The organism is Chryseobacterium vrystaatense (assembly GCF_000737765.1).
Lineage (GTDB): Bacteria > Bacteroidota > Bacteroidia > Flavobacteriales > Weeksellaceae > Chryseobacterium > Chryseobacterium vrystaatense.
The window spans coordinates 187,017-208,155 of record NZ_JPRI01000002.1 but is presented as its reverse complement, the minus strand read 5'-3'; the positions used below and the strand labels follow the sequence as shown (position 1 = coordinate 208,155).

Below are 21,139 nucleotides of genomic sequence, written 5' to 3'. Positions count from 1 at the left end.
TTTTCTTTCAAGAATTTATTTATGGAAAAAGCTGTTCTGATTACTATCGGTGACGAAATCCTTTCCGGAAACACCGTTGACACCAACTCTAATTTTATTGCCACTGAACTTAAAAACATCGGCATACAGGTTACACAAATTTTCACCATATCAGATGAGATCGCGACCATTAAACAGACCTTAAAAGCTGCTTTCGAAATGGGAGATCTTATCATAACAACAGGAGGGCTCGGCCCAACAAGGGATGATAAAACCAAAAAAGCACTGGCTGAATTTTTCAATGATGAAATTGCACTGGATGAGGTGACTTTTAACCATCTTAAAGGCTATATGGAAAGACGCGGCCGGATTGATATCCTCGAAAGAAATAAAGAGCAGGCATTCGTTCCTACGAAATCCGTTGTTTTTCAGAATCATTTTGGAACGGCACCATGCATGATGATGGAGCAGGAAGGAAAATTGTGTTTCAGCCTTCCGGGAGTTCCTTATGAAGTGAAGCCCCTGATCAGAGATCAGATTGTTCCTTATTTAAAAGATAAATTCAATCTCTATTATATCTATACCAGAATTGTTTCCGTAGTAGGAATTCCTGAGAGTATTCTTGCAGATACCATTGAACACTGGGAACTGGCACTTCCTGAAAATCTATCCCTGTCCTATCTTCCGGTAGGAACACGTGTTAAACTTAGACTTACTGCTTCAGGAGATAATGAAGAAGCCCTGAAACAGCAGGCAGAGGAAGAGATTCAGAAACTTCTTCCTTTGGTAAAAGATCATGTGATAGCGGTAACAGAAGACAAAATAGAAAAGATCCTCGCAGAAATCCTTACTGAAAGAAAACTAACCATATCCACAGCAGAAAGCTGTACCGGAGGAGAGCTGGCAAAAATGATCACCTCCACTTCCGGAAGCTCAAAATATTTTATTGGTGGTATCGTGCCTTATGCAACAGAAAAAAAAATACAGATTTTAAAAGTATCTAAAGAAACCGTAGACCAGTTTACAGTAGTAAGTGGGCAGGTCGCCAGTGAAATGGCGAAAGGATGTCAGGAATTGTTTGATACCGATATTTCTCTTTCCACAACAGGTGTTGCAGGTCCCGGAAGAGGTGAGGACGGCAAGGAAGTGGGGACTGTTTTTTATACCATACGAATTCATGATCACGAGGTCACTTCGACATTATATATGCCTCATTTGGACAGACTTGATTTCATGAATTTTGTTTCGCAGAAAATTATTCAGGATTTGGTGGGGCTTCTTATAAATATCTAGAAACCAGCTTTTTTTTAATTTTATTTTAATAAAATTGATGTTCTTTTTCACGCTTTTTGAACGCAGTATATAAATTTCAAAAAAACGTGGAAAACTCAAAACAGATTTTTCAGACCAATAGTAAAAAGCGCTGGAGAAGCGTACAGTGGGGAAGCCGTATTTTTATCTTCGTTGCCGTATTGCTCTTCCTTGCTCTGGGACTGATGATGAAACTGGAAAAAAGTCCGAAAATACCTTTTAAAGAAGATTATAAGGCAGTCATCACGGCCAGCAAACCCTATCTTCAGGAAAATAGAATATCTAAAGAATATAAAGGTTTCAGGAATTTTATTTCTGAAAAAACCATGCATACAAGCCTTGCTAAAATTCAGGAAGCAAGAGCAGAAAGACTTAAAAATCAAAACAGAAACTGGTCTATGTTTCCGGGAGGTATCCGCTCAGCCTTTTATGTGGCTTGGGATCCTCAGTCTCTTATGTCCTTAAAAAGAAACATCAGACATATCAATCTTGTGTTCCCGGAATGGTTCTTTCTTGATCCTAAAACAGGAGATTTAAAGACAAATATAGATCCTGAAGGATATAAAATTATCAAAAGAACCGGAGTGGCAGCTATGCCTATTTTAAGCAATAACTCGGACCGGGAGTTCCGCTCCGAAGGGCTTGGGAAAGTTCTGAAAGATCCGCAGAAAAGAACACAGCTTATCCGGAAACTGGCTTTGCAGTGTCAGAAATTTCACTTTAAAGGGATCAATATTGACTTTGAGGATATGAATCTGGATTCTGATGAATATCTAATTGCCTTTATGAAAGAACTTTCAGAAACGTTCAAACAGAACAGACTGTTGGTTACCATGGATATCATGACGGATAATGATGATTACAATATTCAGAAACTGAATCCTTATGTAGATTATTTCATTCTGATGGCCTATGATGAATATGCTGTAGACAGCGATGCCGGACCTGTTTCTTCACAAAAATGGATCGAAGCACAGACTGAAAAAATCCTTAAAAAAACATCTCCTGAAAAAATCATTCTGGGACTTGGAGCTTATGGATACGATTGGAGTACCAATAAGGAGGACAATGCATCTGTTACCTATATGCAGGCCATTACTAAAGCAAGCGCAAGCAAAGCGGTTATTAACTATGATGACAATACATTCAACTTAAATTATTCCTATACAGATTCTAAAAACAATACCCATACGGTATTTTTCAATGACGCAGCCTCCATTTTCAATACCATGCGCTTTTCTTCTGAATATCCGCTGGCAGGAACCGCTGTGTGGAGACTGGGAAGTGAAGACAGCAGAATCTGGAATTTTTATGATAAGGATATGACAACTGCCGGTATGTCTAAGCTTAATTTAAAAACATTGGAAAATGTAAAAGGGCAGACCATGGTGGATTATATCGGAGACGGAGAAGTTTTGGATGTTTTGAATACTCCGCATGACGGAAAAATCGCGCTGGAAATAGATCCCAAAGAAAAAATAATTACTGACGAGAACTATATCACCTATCCAAGTTCCTATGAAGTGAAAAAATATGGGGAAGCTCCGCAAAAAGAACTCGTCCTGACCTTTGATGACGGTCCGGATGATACCTATACACCACAGATTTTGGATATTCTCTCAAAGTACCATGTTCCTGCTGCATTCTTTCTCGTTGGACTTAATGCCGAAAAAAACCTTCCATTAGTTAAAAGGATTTACCGTGAAGGACATGAGATCGGAAACCATACTTTTACCCATGAAAATGTAGCAAAAGTAAGCCCCGAAAGAGCTTTGCTGGAAATGAAACTGACAAGACTCCTGATAGAATGTATCACCGGTCACAGTACGATTTTGTTCAGAGCACCTTATAACGCAGACTCGGAACCTACTACTTCTGAGGAAATCATACCTGTAGCGCTGGCGAGACAGCAAAACTATCTGGACATCGGAGAAAGTATCGACCCTGAAGACTGGCAGCCCGGTATCAAATCCGATGAAATCATAAGACGGGTGATGGCGGGAATTAAGCAGCAGAGGGGAAATATTATCCTTTTGCATGATGCAGGAGGAGATACACGGGAAGAAACCGTTAAAGCACTTAAGATTTTGATTCCGTCACTTCAGAAACAAGGCTATCATTTTACGAATCTTGCCAGTATTCTTCACAAAAGCAAAAGCGTACTGATGCCGGAAGTTCCGAAAACAAGATCATATTATATGATGCAGCTCAATCTGGTTTTGGCTACGGCAATTTATGGGATCAGCCATTTTTTGGTGGCACTTTTCACCTTATTTATCGGTTTAGGTCTGATAAGGCTTATTATCATGGTGTATTGGGCATTTAAGGAAAGAAAAAAAGAAAAAACTTTGGGAGAATTTCCAGTTTTGGAAACTTATCCTAAGGTATCAATCATCGTTCCTGCCTATAATGAAGAAGTGAATATTATTTCTTCCCTGAATAATTTATTAAAACAGACCTATCCGGATTTTGATATCATTATGGTAGATGACGGAAGTAAGGATTCAACCTATGAAAAAGCAAAAGGAGCATTTCCGGACCATCCGAAACTTCGAATTTTTACAAAGCCGAATGGAGGAAAAGCGACAGCACTGAACTTTGGAATTTCCCAAACCGATGCAGAGTATGTAGTATGTATTGACGCCGATACCCAACTTCAGTATGATGCTGTAAAATATTTGATTTCCAGATTTTTAAATGCAGGTTCAGATGAAAAGACAGGAGCGGTAGCAGGTAATGTGAAAGTAGGAAATACCGTAAACTGGCTCACCAGATGGCAGTCTATAGAATATACAACGAGTCAGAATTTTGACAGGCTTGCGTATGCCAACATCAATGCGATCACAGTGATTCCCGGTGCGATAGGAGCATTTAAGAAATCAGTAATCACTGAAGTGGGCGGGTATTCTTCCGATACCCTTGCGGAAGACTGCGATATTACAGTGAAGATTTTAAGAAAAGGATATACCGTTGCTAATGAAAACAGGGCGGTTGCTGTGACTGAAGCACCCGAAACTGTAAGTCAGTTTTTGAAACAGCGCTTCCGCTGGACTTACGGAATTATGCAGATGTTCTGGAAACAGCGCCAGACCTTCCTGAACCCGAAATACAAAGGACTTGGACTTTGGGCGATGCCGAATATTTTACTGTTCCAGTATATTATTCCGTTCTTTTCTCCAATGGCAGATGTCATCATGTTCTTTGGGATTTTATCCGGAAACGGCGGGAAAATATTCAGCTATTATCTGATCTTTCTATTGGTAGACGCTTCTCTTGCGTTCACGGCATTTATTATGCAGCGTGAAAAACTGAGCGGCTTACTGTACGTAATCCCACAACGGTTCGGGTACAGATGGCTGATGTATATCGTGCTATTCAGAAGTTTGCGGAAAGCTCTGAAAGGTGAAATGCAGTCGTGGGGATTTTTGAAAAGAACAGGAAATGTGAAAGAAATGGCAGCTTCATGATATTTGTTTAAATTTGTTATTTATAAAAAGTAACAAATTATAAAAAGAAGAGACATATTATATAAAATTGCTATCATAATGAAAAAACTAACGCTTTCTTTGTTTTTATTGGCAGGAGTTTGCTCACTTAATACAGTGAACGGACAGGCAAAAACAGTAAAAACAGCAGTTAACAGCACAGATAAAGGCCTTGATATTAGCCTTATGGATACTTCTGTACGTCCGCAGGATGATTTTTATAACTACGTAAGCGGAACTTGGATGAAAACAGCCAAAATTCCGTCTGACAAACCGACCTGGGGAAGCTTCAACAAACTGGCTGAAGATACAGACAACAACTCAATGACGATTTTGAACTCTCTTCTGAAAGATAAATTTGCAGACGGAAGCGAGGGAAAAAAAATTCAGGACCTGTATGCTTCATACATGAATATGGAGAAGAGAAATGCAGACGGTATCAAACCTATCCAGGCAAACCTGAATAAAATTGATGCGATCAAAAGTCTTGCTGACCTTCAGAACTATCTGATCTCTGTAACTAAAGATGGCGAAAACACTTTATACGGATGGGGTATTGATGCAGATCTTAAAGATTCTAAAATGAATGCTGTTTACTTAGGGAATGCTTCTTTAGGTTTAGGAAGAGATTACTATCAGAAAGTAAACGAAAAAAACACTGAGGCTATCGCTGAATATCAGAAGTATGTAGCTTCAATGCTTAAAGAATTAGGATATAAAAATGCTGATGCTGCTGCAAAAGGAATTGTAGACTACGAAAAAAGTATTGCACAGACTTATCTTACTAACGAGCAGAGCCGTGACAATACGCTTCAGTACAACCCAAGAACAATGGCTGAACTTTCAACATTGGTAAAAGGGGTAGATATTCCTGCTTATCTTAAAAAAGTAGGGGTGAATACTGATAAAGTGATCATCGGAGAAATCGGTTATTATAAGAACTTTGATAAACTGGTAAATGCTCAGAATCTTCCTGTAATCAAGGATTATTTAAAATTCCATATGATTCACGGAAGTGCTTCTTACTTAAGTGAGAAACTGGGGAATACCAGATTTGATTTCTATGGCAAATATCTAAGAGGTCAGCAGGAGCAGAGAGCATTGAACAAAAGAGGGTTCGAGCTTATCAATGGTTCTCTTGGTGAGGCATTTGGAAAACTGTACGTTGAAAAATACTTCCCGGCTGAAGCAAAAGCGCAGATGGTTGAACTGATCGACTATTTAAAGAAAAGCTTTGCGGTTCACATCAATAACCTGGCTTGGATGTCTTCTGTAACGAAGGAAAAAGCAACAACCAAACTGAATAAATTCACTGTAAAAGTTGCATATCCTGACAAATGGAAAGATTATTCTAAATTAGAAATCATTCCTGAAGCTAAAGGCGGAACTTTATATAAAAACCTTCAGAACATCAGTGAGTGGCAGTATAACAAAGATTTAGCAAAAATCGGTAAGGCTGTAGACAAAACGGAATGGGGTATGACACCACAAACGGTAAATGCTTACTACAATCCGGTAAACAACGAAATCGTATTCCCTGCTGCAATCCTTCAGCCGCCATTCTTCAATCCTAATGCTGATGCTGCGGTTAATTTCGGAGGAATTGGTGCTGTTATCGGTCACGAAATGAGCCATGGATTTGATGATTCAGGAGCTCAGTTTGATGCAGACGGAAACCTTGTAGATTGGTGGACTCCTGAAGATAAAGCAAACTTCGAGAAAGCAACAAAAGCTCTTGCTGCTCAGTATGACAAATATGAGCCGGTAAAAGGGACTTTCGTAAACGGTACATTTACCAACGGTGAAAATATCGCTGACTTAGGAGGGGTAAACATCGCTTACGATGCTCTTCAGATGTACTTAAAAGATAAAGGAAATCCTGGGAAAATCAGCGGATTCACTCAGGATCAAAGATTCTTCCTGAGCTGGGCAACGGTTTGGAGAACTTTATCCAGCGAGAAATATATGGTGAACCAGGTGAAAACTGACCCGCACTCTCCGGGATATTTCAGAAGCTTTGGTCCATTAATCAACGTTGATGCTTTCTATAAAGCATTTGATGTGAAGAAAGGAGATAAATTATACAAAACTCCTGAAGAAAGAATCAAAATCTGGTAATAACTGCCAAAAAATAGTAAAACCGTTCAGCAATGAACGGTTTTTTGTTTTTTAGATAGTGTGGATGAGGTTTTGAGATACGGGTTTTGAAGAAGAATATTTTAGCTCAGATATTCATAAACACTCAAATCTAAACCCAGCAATTGGAATCTCGTATCCTGTATCTCGTATTGTTAAAGTTTGTATATTTGATAAGTTTGTATACAATCAAAATTTTTTTAATGAAAAAGCTAAATATTGGAATACTTGCCCTTTCCGGCATTGTATTTTTGAACTCATGCGGAACGGCTAAAACTGTAAGTACAGAAACCAAAACTGAAACTGAAGTTGCTGTCGCAGAACCAGTGAAAGAAGTAAAAGAAGAGGGGATCAATTTATCATATATGGATAAGAATATTCGCCCGCAGGATGACTTTTTTAGCTTCGTGAACGGAAATTGGGTCAAAACTACCCAGATCCCTTCAGATAAAGCCAGTTGGGGATCTTTCAATGCTTTAAGAGAGAATGTGGATGATTCCTCTTTGGATATTTTGAACAAAATCTTATCAGAATCGTATGCTCAGGGTTCTGAAGGTCAGAAAATCCAGAATCTCTATGCATCTTTTATGGATGTAAGCAAAAGAAATGCTGAGGGGCTGGCACCTATTAAAGGTGATTTAGCAAAAATTGACGGAATCAAAAATCTTAATGATCTGCAGAAATATCTTCTGGAAGCAACCCAATTAGGTGATAATTCTTTTTATGGATGGAGAGTAGGCGCAGATATGAAGAATTCTAAAATGAATGCGGTGTATCTTGGTGGACCTGATCTGGGACTGGGAAGAGATTATTATCAGAAAGTAAATGAAGCCAATACTAAAACACTGGCAGAATACCAGACTTATGTAGGGAAATTATTCGGAGTTTTAGGAAATAAAAATGCTGCACAGGCTGCACAGAATGTGGTAACATTTGAAAAACAGCTTGCCAATTACCTATTGACACTTGAGCAGAACAGAGATGCCAATTTAAGATACAATCCTAAAAATGTAACTGAACTTTCAGGATTGGTTAAAAATGTTAATTTGGCTAAATATCTTAAAGATGCAGGTGTAAATACAGATAAAGTGATCATAGGCGAACTGAAATATTACCAGAATATGGACCAGTTTGTGACCGAAAAAAATCTTCCGCTTCTGAAAGATTATTTAAAATATCATTTAATTAATGGGAATGCCAGTAATCTGGATGACAATCTTGAGCAGATCAGATTTGATTTTTATTCGAAATATCTTCAGGGTCAGAAAGAACAGCGTCCAATGAACAAAAGAGGACTTACGCTTGTAAATGGTGTTCTTGGCGAGGCTTTCGGTAAATTATATGTTGAGAAATATTTTACACCTGAAGCTAAAGCTCAGATGGAGACCTATATTGACTATATTTTAAAATCATTCAAACAGCATATCAGTGATATGGACTGGATGTCTCCTGCTACTAAAGTGAAAGCCCAGGAAAAGCTTTCTAAATTTACAGTTAAAATTGCATATCCTGACAAATGGAAAGATTATACTCTGTTAAAAGTAGGATCTCCAAAAGAAGGAGCAACCCTGTATTCCAACCTTCAGAATGTAGCAGCATGGCAGTATCAGAAAAACCTTGATAAAGTAGGAAAACCAGTTGATAAATCAGAATGGGGAATGACTCCTCAGACTGTAAACGCTTACTATAGCGGTTCTAATAACGAAATCGTATTCCCTGCAGCTATACTTCAGCCTCCTTTTTACAATCCTAAAGCAGATGCAGCTGTAAATTTTGGAGGTATCGGAGCTGTGATCGGACACGAGATATCTCATGGATTTGATGACAGTGGTTCACGTTTTGACGGAGATGGAAACCTTAACAACTGGTGGACAGATGAAGACCGTAAGAATTTTGATGCAAAAGTAGGACAGCTGGCTGCTCAGTACAGTGCTTACGAACCGGTAAAAGGAAGTTTTGTGAATGGTAAATTTACAAGCGGTGAAAATATCGGAGACCTTGGTGGGGTAGCTGTAGCTTATGATGCTCTACAGATGTATCTGAAAGATAAAGGAAATCCGGGAAAAATCAGCGGATTTACCCAGGATCAGAGATTCTTTATGAGCTGGGCAACAGTATGGAGAACGAAATCTACAGATCAGTATATGATCAACCAGGTGAAGACGGATCCGCACTCTCCCGGAGTGTTTAGGGCATTCGGTCCGCTGGTTAATCAGGATGCATTCAGTAAAGCATTTGATATAAAACCTGGGGACAAAATGTACAAAGAGCCCAAGGACAGGATAAAAATTTGGTAGAATAACCAAAAATTGTTAGAAAAGAAAAACGCATCAGAAATGATGCGTTTTTTATTTATTTTTTCATAGTTTAGTGACATCGTAAAGTCATGATTTTACGAGACATGTATTATGGGTTAAATTAAATATTTCAAGAAAAATCTTGACAAAATTTTGTATGTTACAGTTTTTTTTTAAATTTAAACATTGGATTGGTAATTTATTTGATACATCGGTAAATTACTCAAAGACAGATCCAAACCAAAATCAGAAATCTCAAAATAATAATAATATGGCAATGTTTAATTATGGTGTTGGCGGGAACGAAGTAAAAGTTGACGCTAATGAAGCTATTCAGGAAATACAGGAAAACAAATCACTGATAGTAAGCCAGCTTACGACAGAAGAATCTTATACCCCTGAAATTATAACAGGATTAAAGTCAGTGGACGACGTCTTCAGGCATTTTCAACCTTCTGTAGCTGTACAGCACGAAACAGACGAGGGAAGTATCGTAGAAGAAGAATTCCGTTTTCAGAATCTTGCAGACTTCACACCTAAAAATCTTACTCAGAAATCAGACTATTTACAGCAGCTTAGTATGGAGCAGGAGCAGTACAATAAAATCGTACGTCAACTGAAAACCAACAAAATTCTGCGTAATATGCTTGAGAATGACCAGACCAGAGCTGCGTTCATCGAAGTATTAAAAGATGTGGCACAAGAACTTGAAAAATAATTATTTACACTAAATCAAATCATGGATAGCAAATTACAGGCACAAGAAAGCCAACAGCAGGGTCAGCAGCAACACTCAGGTCAGCCGAAAGGTAACCCGCTTGCAGAGCTTAATAAAATGGGAGGTTTTGGCTTTGTTGAATCCGTTGTAGACGGTATCGCCAATATGAACCCGACTAGAAAAGCCAGGAAAGAAATTTTCCTGACCGACAGCAATAAAACAGATGAAAGAAAAGAACTTCTTCAAAAAATAAACCTTTGGGTGAGTCTTTTGGAAGGAAATGAATCTGCAGATAAAATGGCGGATACCTGCAAAACTAAAGCGCAGGCAGCTGATCAGAACTTAAAGACCAATTTAAAAAATACCCTTGATGCGGTACGTCTGTTAGAAACAAACTACAGAACCGTAGCTCAATTCTACAAAAACACAGAATTGGATAAAGTGGATAACGTAAGCATTGTCAATGCAAGTCTTGAACAGGTTTCAGATTTGGATAATCCTTTATTCATTGATGCTATTTCTGACGAATTCAAAAATTATTACGACCGTTTAGATCTTAGAGACAACTATTCTATTCTGGCTATTCCGGGATATTTAGGATCCAATAAAGTCATTGAAAAATGGGCTAAAATCTGTAACGAAAATAAAGTAATGATGGTTACCGATTTTGCCAACCTTGATAAGCCGGATGATGTAGTAGACCTATTCCATTCAGCCAATCTTACAGGAGGGGAACTTCACAGAAGTAACGTAATCATGACATGTAACTGGCTTGTAGGTAGAGGAAGAGCCGAAGAAGTAGGAGAAGAAGAGAACGTAGAGCTTCCACCTTCAACTTCATTAGCAGGTAAAATCCACAAAACTCTGATGTCTCAGGTAGCAGCAGGGAAAAAGCACGGTAATATCAACGAAGTGGATGCTGTAAAATTCGAATTGAAGAAAAGCGAAATTTCTCAGTTAGAAAAAATGGGTCTTGTTCCGATGGTTAACGAATACGGAAAGATCATGGCATTCTCTGCGAAAACACTGTTTACCGGTGATAATATTGGACTTCAGACTTATTCAGTAGTACGTGTATTCGACTATGTAACTAAGGTTTTACTGGACTTCCTGAACAGAAGAGCTTTCGAAAACTGGAATGCTAAGAATGAAGATGATCTTAGAAGACAGATCGTAACATTCCTTGATAATATCAAAGGCCCGGATAAACTTATTGAAAAGTTCAAAATCGTTCGTTTCGAACAGGACAGAGTAAACAAAGACAGAGTATGGCTTGATATCCGTATGACCCCTTATTTCCCTACAAAAAGTTTCGTTATTAAATTAGACGGACACAAAGGAGATGATGGTAACGAATGGGATGCACAATATACTCAGGAATAATAATAATCTAATTTTAAATATAAAAACCGATGCATTTTCACATCGGTTTTTTACTGCCAATTCATATGAAAATTAATGTAATCAAAAAAAGTGTAAGCTTCTTCCTGCCTTTATTTCTGCTGATTGTATTATCGGGATGTGAAAAAAAATATCAGGCACCAGATCATTATGCAGTAGATCTTTTTAAAGACGAGCACAAGAAAGGAAAAGCATATATAATGAATGAAGAAGAATGCTTTGACGGAAGTGAGCTGGTGATAGCAAGCTCAGGTGTAAAGCTGGCCGATAGTTCAAAAGGAAGGGGAAAAACGTTCTTCCTGTATAAAGTAAGATCAGGTAAAGTAATGAAAACCGTAAGAGACTCAATAGTAGATTACCCGTTTATGTTTCTTTCTGATCAGAGACTTAAGCTTAAAAGCGACTCCATCTATCTTTATCTGAAAAAGCTTGAGGGATATCGTTTTATCGCGGCCGACAGAAATCTGAAGTATCAGTGGCTGAAAACAGCTCCGGTATACTCCGTTAAAAAGGATAAATAATTTTATCTTTGCATGACGGGAAATGAAGTCTTATCATCCCGGAAATCATTTTAAACAGACAAAGGTTTTTGGAAATAGATAATAAAAGCTCAGATTTTCTCCATATTGGAAATAAATTACTGAACTGGTACGGAAAAAATGCAAGAGATCTGCCTTTCAGACAGACGAAAGACCCTTATAAAATCTGGATCTGCGAAATTGTTTTTCAGCAGACAAGAATCAGTCAGGGACTGAATCACTATAATAACTTTATTAAAAGATTCCCGGATGTAAAAACTCTGGCGGAAGCTGAAGAAAATGAAGTACTCCTTTATTGGAAAGGATTGGGGTATTATTCAAGAGCTATTAATATCCATAAAGCCTCACAACAGATCATCAATGACTATCAAGGTGTTTTTCCTGCTGACTACGACGAAATATTAAAATTAAAAGGAGTAGGCAAGTATACGGCTGCCGCAGTTTCAAGCATTTGCTTTGAAGGTAAAATGCCAGCTGTTGACGGTAATTTTTACAGGGTTTTAAGCCGTATTTTTGCAGATGACTTCGATATTTCCAATTCAAGAGCCTTTTCCTATTTCTCCCAACTTGCTGCTTTGGTCATGCCTGAAAATGTGGGTGACTTTAATCAGGCTATGATGGATCTGGGATCTGAAATCTGTAAGCCTAAAAATCCGCTATGCGGTGAATGTCCAGTAAATGATGACTGCCTCGCATTTTCTCTGGAAAAAACATCCGATTATCCTGTCAAAACAAAAAAAGTCAAGGCAGAAGATCTCGCTTTGAAATATTATTTCGTACACAGAAACGGTCAGTTTTTGATCCAGCAAAGAAAAGATGATTTCATCTGGAAAAAATTATTTGAATTTCCTGTATCCATTTCTACAGAACTGGAGCCGTTTATCAGGAATGTCAGAACAATTAAGCATAAGCTTACCCATAAGAATCTGACTATTGAAATTTCAAACGTTGATGTGGAGTCAGAAGACGTCTGGAGCCGTTTTACGGCGCAAAATCAGTACATCATTACAGACTTTGAGGCATCACACGACAAATCTTTTCCCAAGCCATTGGAAAACTACATCCAAAACTATCTGAAAGACTGAAATTTGTCTCCTCAAATCTAAAATCTAATTTGTACTTTTGCAAAATGATAAAAAACGTCATTTTTATTTTTGTGTCACTGCTTTTGATTTCCTGCGGAAAAGATCATGTTCCAAAACCTTATGGTGAACTCCGTTTGGAATATCCGGCACCTAAATATCAGAAATTTGAAAATAGCTGCGCCTATACTTTTGAATATTCAGATTTTGCATCCATTTCCAATGCCAAAAAGCCATGTTGGTTTTATCTGAATTATCCAAAAATGAAAGCAAAGCTCTTTGTGACGTATTATCCCATACAGAATGATTTTGCAGACCATATCAAAGAAACTGAAAAAATGGTCTATGAGCATACTATAAAAGCCAGTTCTATCGATACCAAGTCATTTGAGTATCCCGATAAAAAAGTATACGGGAATTTCTATGAACTGAAGGGACAGAGTGCTTCCAATCTCCAATTCTACATTACAGACAGTACGAAACATTTCGTCACTGCTTATTTATACTTTAATACAAGACCCAAGCCGGATTCTCTGGCACCGGCAGTGAACTATATCAAAAATGATATGAAGCATATGCTGGACACTTTTGAGTGGAAAAATTAATTTACTTTAAAATACATTGAAAAATATATGAAACTTTTAGTTGTAGGAAGCGTTGCATTTGATGCAATCGAAACACCATTTGGTAAAACTGATAAAATTTTAGGAGGAGCAGCCACTTATATCGGAATCACTTCATCAATTTTAGGCGTTAAATCTGGTATTGTTTCTGTTGTTGGAGGAGATTTCCCACAGGAGCACCTTGATATGTTCACAGACAGAGAAGTAAATATTGAAGGAATTGAAATCGTAAAAGAAGGAAAAACATTCTTTTGGTCAGGAAAATATCATAATGATCTGAACACCAGAGATACTTTGGTTACAGAAGTAAATGTTCTTGAGAATTTTGATCCTAAAATTCCGGATTCAATGCAGGATGCAGAAATTCTTTTGCTTGGAAACCTACACCCAGGCGTTCAGTTATCCGTATTGGAAAAAATGAACAACCGTCCTAAATTGGTTATCCTTGATACCATGAACTTCTGGATGGATTCAGCTTGGGATATTCTTATGGAAATGATTGCCAAAACCGATGTTATTACGATTAACGATGAAGAGGCAAGACAGCTTTCAGGAGAATACTCTCTGGTAAAAGCAGCAAAAAAGATCCACACAATGGGTCCTGACTATGTTATCATTAAGAAAGGAGAGCATGGTGCTTTACTTTTCCACGACAATAAAGTATTCGCTATACCTGCACTTCCACTGGAAGATGTTTTCGATCCTACCGGAGCTGGAGATACTTTTGCAGGAGGTTTTGCAGCTTATCTTGCTAAAAAAGGGAAGGTCGATTTCGAAACAATGAAGTCTGCTTTAATCGTTGGTTCTGCAATGGCTTCTTTCACTGTTGAAAAATTCGGAACAGAAAGAATTGAAGAAGTAAAAGAATCTGATATGTTCGAGAGATTGAGACAATTCAAAGAATTAACGACATTCGATATCGAACTGCAATAAATAAGTCTTTTTAAGAAATATTTATAATAAAAAATTTAGACTAATTCGTTAAGAATTCTAAATTTGCAACTTGTTTAAAATAGTAAAATGACAAATAAACTAAAAATCACTTTTCTTCTTGGGATTTTCATGATGATATTCTCTTCAAACATGAATGCTCAGCTAAAACCGGGAGAACTAGTGGATGGTATTGCTGCTGTTATCGGTGATGAAATTGTTTTGGAATCAGATGTGAACGAGCAGATGAACTATGCCAAACAGCAGGGAGCTTCTGACACGGACAAATGTGAGTTCCTTGAAAACCTGATCAGCAACAAACTTCTTGTATACGAAGCAAAAAAAGATACATTAATCGAAAACCGTTCTGCTGCTATTAAGGAGCAGGCCAATGCAAAATACCGTCAGTTACTTTCCCAATTCCCGGACGAAAAAACAATGCTTACCGCATACAAATTCAGAAACGGATACGAAATGAAAAACGCTATCGAAAAGATAGATGTAGACCAGTATTATGGCCAGGCTAAATATCAGCGTATTACTGAAAAAGCTGACGTAACACCAAATGAGGTTACCGATTTCTTTAACCTTTACAAAATGCAGCTTCCGGAAGTAAAAGATGAGATTTCTCTGGCTCAGATCATGATGTATCCAAAGCTGACAGAAGCTCACAAAGAGGATCTTATCAAAAGATTAAAGAAAATAAAGCAGGATATTGCAGGAGGGGAAACTTTTGAGAGTCAGGCAAGAATTTATTCTGAAGATGAAGGATCTGCTGCGAACGGAGGACTGTATAAGAATATTGCAAAAGGGCAGATGGTAAAACCATTTGAGGCTGCTGCTTTAAATCTTCAGGAAAATGAAATCTCAGATCCTATTGAATCTGAATTTGGATATCATATTGTACAGCTGATTAAAAAATCAGGGAAAGTATATGATGCAAGACACATCCTGTTAAAAGCTACTCCTACAGAAGACGAAATTAAAACAGCAAAAGTAAAATTAGACAGTATTAAAGGTCTTATCACGGCCGGGAAGATAACGTTTAAAGATGCTGCATTTAAATTTTCAGATGATAAAAGAACCAAGTTCAATGCAGGAATTATTCCGGGAGCAGACGGTTCTGATAAAATTGAAAGAGAAAGTATTCCAGGAACAATCAGCTATGAACTGGCTGGTCTGAACAAAGGAGATATTACCGCACCTTTCGAAGACGAAGAGAATAAAAGAAAAGTCGTTAAAATCATCAAACAGGAAGATGTAATTCCTGCTCACCAGATTACACTGGAAACAGATTTTAACAGAATCAAGCAGATGGCGCTCAACAAAAAGCGAAATGAAATGATTGAAAAGTTTGTCAACTCTAAATTACCGACAACCTTTATATCGATAGACGGACGCTATGATAACTGTAAGTTCAAAGCCAACTGGAAAAAAGATTCGATCAAAAAATAAGTATAAAACCTTCAGATTTCTGAAGGTTTTTTTTGTCTGTGAGTTGGCTTAAAGCTTTATATTTAGAATATAAAAATTATAACAATGGATGAGTCATTTTATAAGCAAAAATTTCAGGAAGCTGTAGATGCAATTTCAGGAAGAGAGTTTAAAGATGCAGGGCTTACGCTATCTGTAGAAACCATTCTTGAATCGGTTGCATTAAAAATCTATAAACCGGAATGGTCAAGTAATGCCGGATCGCCAGTAGATGCTTCCGGAAGAATTTTTTTTTCAGTTTGGGTTAATGAGAAAGCAATTAAAGAAGAAAAATTATATTATAATATTCATGCCTTAAAATTAAGGAATCTGAAAGGGTATAAAATATCCAGCCGAAGTTTTGCTGAAGAATTCAGAACACAATTTGAAAAGCATCGTAAAAATTGGGAAAATGTGGATATACAATATGGACCACTGACCTTAATGCAGGGCTGGCTTACATTAAATCCTGATCATATTAAGAATGACATTCACAGTTTGGCAGATCAATTTTTAAGGATAAGCCCGGTGATTGATCAGGTCCTGAGTAATTATCAATTGAAGCCATAGTTAACATCAAAAAATTTTTACCCAATTTTTAATCACTGAAAACCCCTGTTTTTAGTATTTTTACGCATGAGCAATTTTATAGATTTCAATTCAGCAAAAAAACTTCACGAAATGAAGACAGGTCAAAATAGAATTACAGAGCTTTTTAAAATACAATATCCTATTATTCAGGCCGGAATGATCTGGCATTCAGGATGGAAGCTGGCTTCTGCGGTTTCTAACTGTGGAGGATTAGGAATTATAGGAGCAGGAAGTATGTATCCTGACATCCTGAGAGAGAATATTCAGAAATGTAAACTGGCTACAGATAAACCTTTTGGTGTTAATGTACCTATGCTGTATCCCAACCTGGAAGAAATTATTCAAATTATTCTGGAAGAAGGTGTAAAGATTGTGTTTACCTCCGCTGGAAATCCCAAAACCTATACCGAAACTCTTCAGAAAGAAGGAATAAAAGTGGCTCACGTGGTTTCTTCTACCAAGTTTGCCGTAAAATGTGAAGAAGCCGGTGTAGATGCTGTTGTAGCAGAAGGTTTTGAAGCAGGAGGACATAATGGAAGAGATGAGACCACTACGTTTTGTTTGATCCCGAATGTGAAAAAACATATTTCCAGGCCATTGATTGCTGCAGGAGGAATTGCACTGGGATCACAGATAAAGGCAGCCATGATCTTAGGGGCTGATGGTGTGCAGATCGGCTCACGCTTTGCCGCTACCATCGAGGCAAGTGCTCATGACAACTGGAAAAAGAAAATTACAGAACTTAATGAAGGGGATACCCACCTTACTTTAAAAGAACTTGCCCCCGTAAGGATGGTTAAAAACAAATTCTTTGGGGAATTGGAAGACATCTATCAGGCTGGAAGAAACAAAGAGGCTTTAATAGCTTCATTAGGACGTGCCAGAGCAAAACGCGGAATGTTTGAAGGCGATATGGAAGATGGCGAATTAGAAATCGGACAGGTTTCAGCTTTGATTAATGATGTATTGCCGGTAGAAACTGTTTTCAGCAATTTGTTAAGAGAATTCGAAGAAACTGAAGTACCCGTATTATAAGTGTAATGTGAATAATGGAAGAGAGAATAATTGAAGTAGTAGGACAGAAACTTTATACAGAATATAATAACTCATTGCATGAAAAATCTGTTATTGTTTTTCTTCATGATTCCTTAGGCTGTACACAGCTTTGGAGAGATTTTCCGATAAAACTGTCACAGCTTACAGGCTGCAGTATTCTGGTATATGACAGGTTGGGTTACGGAAAGTCCGCTCCTATGTTTACCCATGAACGGGCGGTTAATTATATGGAACAGGAAGCTGATATACTCAATGATCTGCTTACTGAGCTCAATATCAATAATGCCATTTTATTCGGACATAGTGACGGTGGGACTATCGCTCTGATCACAGCCTCCAAATATCCGGAAAGAGTTCAAGCGGTGATCTGCGAAGCCGGACATATTTTTGTAGAGGAAACTACATTAAAAGGTGTTTATGACGCATGGGAGGCCTACAGGACAACCAATCTGGCAGAACGTTTGCAAAAGTATCATGGAGATAAGGTAGAAGTGCTTTTCAAAGCGTGGACAGAAACCTGGACAAGGGAAGATTACAGAAGCTGGAATATAGAATATCTTCTAAAAAACATCCAATGTCCGCTGCTTTTTGTTCAGGGAGATGCCGATGAATACGGAACTTTAGACCAGGTTGAGAAAACCGTTGCACAGGTAAGCGGATACTCCGAAAAATATATAATCCCTGGAATTGGACACACCCCTCACAAAGAAGTTCCTGAACTTGTCCTCAATAAGACATCAGAATTTATTAAAAGATATGGATAGTTCGAATAGAATGAACATCCGGCACCCTTATTATTAAGGGTGCTTTTTTATTTTCAAACGTCCGGTTTCTGAAATAATGATAGCTTAAAAAATAGATATAGATCGGATCACGGGATTTTTTTAATTTGTAAATAATCAGATTTTTGAGATTTATGTGTACAGATCGTACATATTTTAACAGAGTCGGTTTAGCATACAAATTCCTGAATTTTTAAAAACACATTTTTACCCTATTTGCATGGAGAAATGTTTCATACCTGTACAGATTTTGACAGAAATATTATAACGGACAATTTATATTCGCTGATAAAATTTACAACAAGAATTGCATTCTTTTTAAAACAATTTATTCTTTACATTAGTGATATGCGGAACGCAAAGTTCCGGTTTGAATACACTAAAACAGCATACAATTTACAAACAAAATCACCGCAAAGGGAGGTGATTATTCTTATTTTTAAAATATCAAACAATGCAGAGCGATTCTAAAAATTGAATATGATGAAAGAAGACAAAAGGTTGCGAAATATTTTTGCTATTATTTAATGAAATGTGCTGTAGTTGTGTTTGAAATAGATTTTTTTTCATGAGTGAGATGTGGTTCTGCCACATCTCTTTTGATGTGAGACATTATAGAATCTGAAGTTCAGTTGTCATATTCTCCCTTGCTTTCAGCTCATATTTATTTCTAAAGTCTTCGGTTTTAAAAATAGTATCAAGCTCCAGAAAATGTCTGAGTACCTTTTTTCTTCCCGGCTTATACAGAAGATCAGGATAAATAGCATATTCCTTTCGGATCTTCCGGGTGTACTCCATATACACGGGCAGATCTTTTCCAAGAATAGAAAGGTCTGCATCCAAAAGATAATCAGTATCTGTATCCTCGGATTTTTGATGGGATTTTGTTGCCAATATCTGTGTATTTATTTTTGAAATCAAATCCTCATCTAAATTTAGCTTGTGAAGCCTGTCGGCTGCACATAATGCACTTTTCTCTTCATTAGATTTTGAAGTGGCATCATAAATAATATCGTGATAAAAAACAGAAAACGAAACTGAATTGAAATCTGTAATTTTATTTTTCACGTTTTCCAGTTCCAGAAACATATTTTCCAGATGGAAAAGATCATGATAATGCCTGCCTCTTTCAGTATATTTTGTTTCAATTTCCTTCCAGAAACCATTGATAAGCTTTTGATCTTTAGAGAAAGGAAGACAGAGGTCAGTAAATTTTTCTTGCAGATTCATAGTTAGTAAACATAAAAAAAGGAACTTTAAAAAGTTCCTTGATTTGATTCCAATACCGCTTTAAGCTCAGCCCAGCCACCGCCGTTATAACCGTCTTTTAAGCCTTGACCATTAAGATATTCCAAAGCTTTTCCACTTCTGTTTCCACTTCTGCAGAATAAGATCACTGGTTTTTCAACGGATAAGATCTCTTCTTTTCTGTCTTCTACTTCACCTAAGGGAATATTCTTGGCTCCATCTATATTTCCATCCATTTCAAGCTCCATTGGCTCGCGGACATCAATTAATTCATAATTTCCTGATTGTATTACTTCTATTAAAGACATAACGGTATAATATTTAGATTAAAAAATAAGAACGAAATTACGTTTTTTTTTCCTGAAAAAACTCTTTATCAAAACTTAAATTTTTCCTAAAAACTCTTAAAAATTAAGACCGGGAAGCTCCTTCATCGAAAAGCGAAAGATTAGTAAATTAATCTTAATTTTGCAAAGTGAAAATTCTGAATTCCAGTGCCGAAAAATACGCTCAGTTAATAAAGTCCAAAGCAGAACGTTTTGGATTTCAGAGCTGTGGTATCTCCAAGGCTGAATTTCTGGAAGAAGACGCTCCGAATCTCGAAAAATGGCTTAAGAATAATTACCATGGCGAAATGAAGTACATGGAAAACCATTTCGATAAAAGATTAGATCCAAGGCTGCTTGTAGAAGGTTCCAGATCTGTTATTTCACTTTCCTATAATTACTTTCCAAAAGAAAAAATTTCTACATTAGAGAACTATAAGATTTCAAAATATGCCTATGCAGAGGATTATCATGAAGTGGTAAAAGAAATTCTCCGTGAAATGGTTTCGGAACTTCAGGAGGAAATCGGCGAATTCGGATTTAGGGTTTTTGTGGATTCTGCACCCATTCTGGAACGCAGCTGGGCAAAAAAATCAGGAATAGGGTGGGTCGGAAAAAATGCCAACCTCATCACAAAGCAGAATGGTTCTTTTTATTTTTTGGCTGAGATTATTTGTGATCTTGAACTGGCTGCCGACCATGCCACAACAGACCATTGCGGAACCTGTAGAAAATGTATTGATGCCTGTCCTACAGATGCCATTGTTTCAGAAAAGATTATTGATGGAAGCCGCTGCATCTCTTACGCTACTATAGAGCTCAAAAATGACATTCCGGATTATTTTAAAGACAGAATGGAAGACTGGATGTTTGGCTGCGACATATGCCAGGATGTATGTCCATGGAACCGGTTTTCGGCTCCCAACAGACAGAACAGGTTTGCCCCGAATGAATCGCTGAAAAATTTCAAAAAAGAGGAGTGGAAAGAAATCACCCAGGAAATATTCTCCGAAATCTTCAGAAAATCACCGGTAAAGAGAACAAAATTTGCAGGTCTGAAGCGGAATATTGAGTTTTTGGGACGCTCTTCAGAGTAGTTTTAGGAGGGATTTTTGGTGACGAATCCTCATTTGGAATTGAGAGGTTCCAAAATGTAGGAGGA

The 21,139-nt window shown here is 37.5% G+C and carries 17 protein-coding genes; 15 read left to right on the top strand and 2 right to left on the bottom strand.

Translation table 11 applies throughout. The annotated features are described in order from the left end of the window. The first annotated feature begins 21 nt into the window (after window positions 1–21). From IW16_RS06400 to IW16_RS06335, 14 genes are all read left to right on the top strand, one after another. A complete protein-coding gene (locus IW16_RS06400; RefSeq protein ID WP_034741196.1) occupies window positions 22–1,272 on the top strand; it encodes a CinA family nicotinamide mononucleotide deamidase-related protein in 1,251 nt (416 codons plus the stop codon). Between the two features lie 86 nt (window positions 1,273–1,358). Further along, window positions 1,359–4,757, top strand: a complete 3,399-nt coding sequence (locus IW16_RS06395; RefSeq protein WP_034742648.1) for a polysaccharide deacetylase family protein — start codon at window positions 1,359–1,361, stop codon at window positions 4,755–4,757. A 78-nt stretch (window positions 4,758–4,835) separates the two neighbouring features. After that, complete coding sequence (locus IW16_RS06390) at window positions 4,836–6,893, top strand: M13 family metallopeptidase (RefSeq protein ID WP_034741193.1); 2,058 nt, start codon at window positions 4,836–4,838, stop codon at window positions 6,891–6,893. A gap of 221 nt (window positions 6,894–7,114) precedes the next feature. After that, window positions 7,115–9,208, top strand: a complete 2,094-nt coding sequence (locus tag IW16_RS06385) for a M13 family metallopeptidase (protein ID WP_034741190.1) — start codon at window positions 7,115–7,117, stop codon at window positions 9,206–9,208. Between the two features lie 271 nt (window positions 9,209–9,479). Beyond that, the gene (locus tag IW16_RS06380) at window positions 9,480–9,926 is read left to right on the top strand and encodes a type VI secretion system contractile sheath small subunit (protein ID WP_034742646.1); all 447 of its coding nucleotides are present in this window, start codon (window positions 9,480–9,482) and stop codon (window positions 9,924–9,926) included. A 21-nt stretch (window positions 9,927–9,947) separates the two neighbouring features. Further along, window positions 9,948–11,309 carry a DUF5458 family protein gene (locus tag IW16_RS06375; RefSeq protein ID WP_034741187.1) on the top strand — a complete coding sequence of 454 codons (1,362 nt, stop codon included), beginning with the start codon at window positions 9,948–9,950 and terminating at the stop codon, window positions 11,307–11,309. A gap of 65 nt (window positions 11,310–11,374) precedes the next feature. Then, window positions 11,375–11,848, top strand: a complete 474-nt coding sequence (locus IW16_RS06370; protein WP_223878131.1) for a hypothetical protein — start codon at window positions 11,375–11,377, stop codon at window positions 11,846–11,848. A 68-nt stretch (window positions 11,849–11,916) separates the two neighbouring features. Further along, window positions 11,917–12,951 (top strand): A/G-specific adenine glycosylase, encoded by a 1,035-nt coding sequence (gene mutY, locus IW16_RS06365; RefSeq protein ID WP_034741181.1) that lies wholly within the window; start codon window positions 11,917–11,919, stop codon window positions 12,949–12,951. A gap of 44 nt (window positions 12,952–12,995) precedes the next feature. After that, window positions 12,996–13,553, top strand: coding sequence for a gliding motility lipoprotein GldD (gene gldD, locus IW16_RS06360; protein WP_034741178.1), 558 nt, complete (start codon window positions 12,996–12,998; stop codon window positions 13,551–13,553). Window positions 13,554–13,580: 27 nt separating this feature from the next. Further along, window positions 13,581–14,504: a PfkB family carbohydrate kinase gene (locus IW16_RS06355; RefSeq protein ID WP_034741174.1), complete on the top strand. Its 924-nt coding sequence runs from the start codon at window positions 13,581–13,583 to the stop codon at window positions 14,502–14,504. Window positions 14,505–14,591: 87 nt separating this feature from the next. Further along, window positions 14,592–15,956 (top strand): peptidylprolyl isomerase, encoded by a 1,365-nt coding sequence (locus IW16_RS06350; RefSeq protein WP_034741171.1) that lies wholly within the window; start codon window positions 14,592–14,594, stop codon window positions 15,954–15,956. 84 nt (window positions 15,957–16,040) lie between these two features. Then, a complete protein-coding gene (locus tag IW16_RS06345) occupies window positions 16,041–16,544 on the top strand; it encodes a hypothetical protein (protein WP_034741168.1) in 504 nt (167 codons plus the stop codon). Between the two features lie 111 nt (window positions 16,545–16,655). Next, window positions 16,656–17,600, top strand: a complete 945-nt coding sequence (locus IW16_RS06340; protein WP_034742643.1) for an NAD(P)H-dependent flavin oxidoreductase — start codon at window positions 16,656–16,658, stop codon at window positions 17,598–17,600. A 14-nt stretch (window positions 17,601–17,614) separates the two neighbouring features. After that, window positions 17,615–18,385, top strand: a complete 771-nt coding sequence (locus tag IW16_RS06335) for an alpha/beta fold hydrolase (RefSeq protein ID WP_034741165.1) — start codon at window positions 17,615–17,617, stop codon at window positions 18,383–18,385. 630 nt (window positions 18,386–19,015) lie between these two features. On the opposite strand, the gene IW16_RS06325 is transcribed toward IW16_RS06335, so the two are convergent. Together IW16_RS06325 and IW16_RS06320 are read right to left on the bottom strand one after the other, a co-directional pair. After that, window positions 19,016–19,633 carry an HD domain-containing protein gene (locus IW16_RS06325; RefSeq protein WP_034741159.1) on the bottom strand — a complete coding sequence of 206 codons (618 nt, stop codon included), beginning with the start codon at window positions 19,631–19,633 and terminating at the stop codon, window positions 19,016–19,018. 26 nt (window positions 19,634–19,659) lie between these two features. Then, window positions 19,660–19,959, bottom strand: coding sequence for a rhodanese-like domain-containing protein (locus tag IW16_RS06320; RefSeq protein ID WP_034741156.1), 300 nt, complete (start codon window positions 19,957–19,959; stop codon window positions 19,660–19,662). 176 nt (window positions 19,960–20,135) lie between these two features. Between IW16_RS06320 and queG the strand changes: the two genes are divergently transcribed. Continuing rightward, a complete protein-coding gene (gene queG, locus IW16_RS06315) occupies window positions 20,136–21,074 on the top strand; it encodes a tRNA epoxyqueuosine(34) reductase QueG (protein WP_034742641.1) in 939 nt (312 codons plus the stop codon). Window positions 21,075–21,139 lie beyond the last annotated feature (65 nt).

Coding starts and splice junctions, on each gene's coding strand:
- gldD (WP_034741178.1), top strand. CDS start 12,996: ATGATAAAAAACGTCATTTTTATTTTTGTGTCACTGCTTTTGATTTCC.
- IW16_RS06345 (WP_034741168.1), top strand. CDS start 16,041: ATGGATGAGTCATTTTATAAGCAAAAATTTCAGGAAGCTGTAGATGCA.
- IW16_RS06325 (WP_034741159.1), bottom strand. CDS start 19,633: ATGAATCTGCAAGAAAAATTTACTGACCTCTGTCTTCCTTTCTCTAAA.
- IW16_RS06350 (WP_034741171.1), top strand. CDS start 14,592: ATGACAAATAAACTAAAAATCACTTTTCTTCTTGGGATTTTCATGATG.
- IW16_RS06340 (WP_034742643.1), top strand. CDS start 16,656: ATGAAGACAGGTCAAAATAGAATTACAGAGCTTTTTAAAATACAATAT.
- IW16_RS06400 (WP_034741196.1), top strand. CDS start 22: ATGGAAAAAGCTGTTCTGATTACTATCGGTGACGAAATCCTTTCCGGA.
- IW16_RS06380 (WP_034742646.1), top strand. CDS start 9,480: ATGGCAATGTTTAATTATGGTGTTGGCGGGAACGAAGTAAAAGTTGAC.
- IW16_RS06370 (WP_223878131.1), top strand. CDS start 11,375: ATGAAAATTAATGTAATCAAAAAAAGTGTAAGCTTCTTCCTGCCTTTA.
- IW16_RS06390 (WP_034741193.1), top strand. CDS start 4,836: ATGAAAAAACTAACGCTTTCTTTGTTTTTATTGGCAGGAGTTTGCTCA.
- IW16_RS06320 (WP_034741156.1), bottom strand. CDS start 19,959: ATGTCTTTAATAGAAGTAATACAATCAGGAAATTATGAATTAATTGAT.
- IW16_RS06375 (WP_034741187.1), top strand. CDS start 9,948: ATGGATAGCAAATTACAGGCACAAGAAAGCCAACAGCAGGGTCAGCAG.
- IW16_RS06355 (WP_034741174.1), top strand. CDS start 13,581: ATGAAACTTTTAGTTGTAGGAAGCGTTGCATTTGATGCAATCGAAACA.
- IW16_RS06335 (WP_034741165.1), top strand. CDS start 17,615: ATGGAAGAGAGAATAATTGAAGTAGTAGGACAGAAACTTTATACAGAA.
- IW16_RS06385 (WP_034741190.1), top strand. CDS start 7,115: ATGAAAAAGCTAAATATTGGAATACTTGCCCTTTCCGGCATTGTATTT.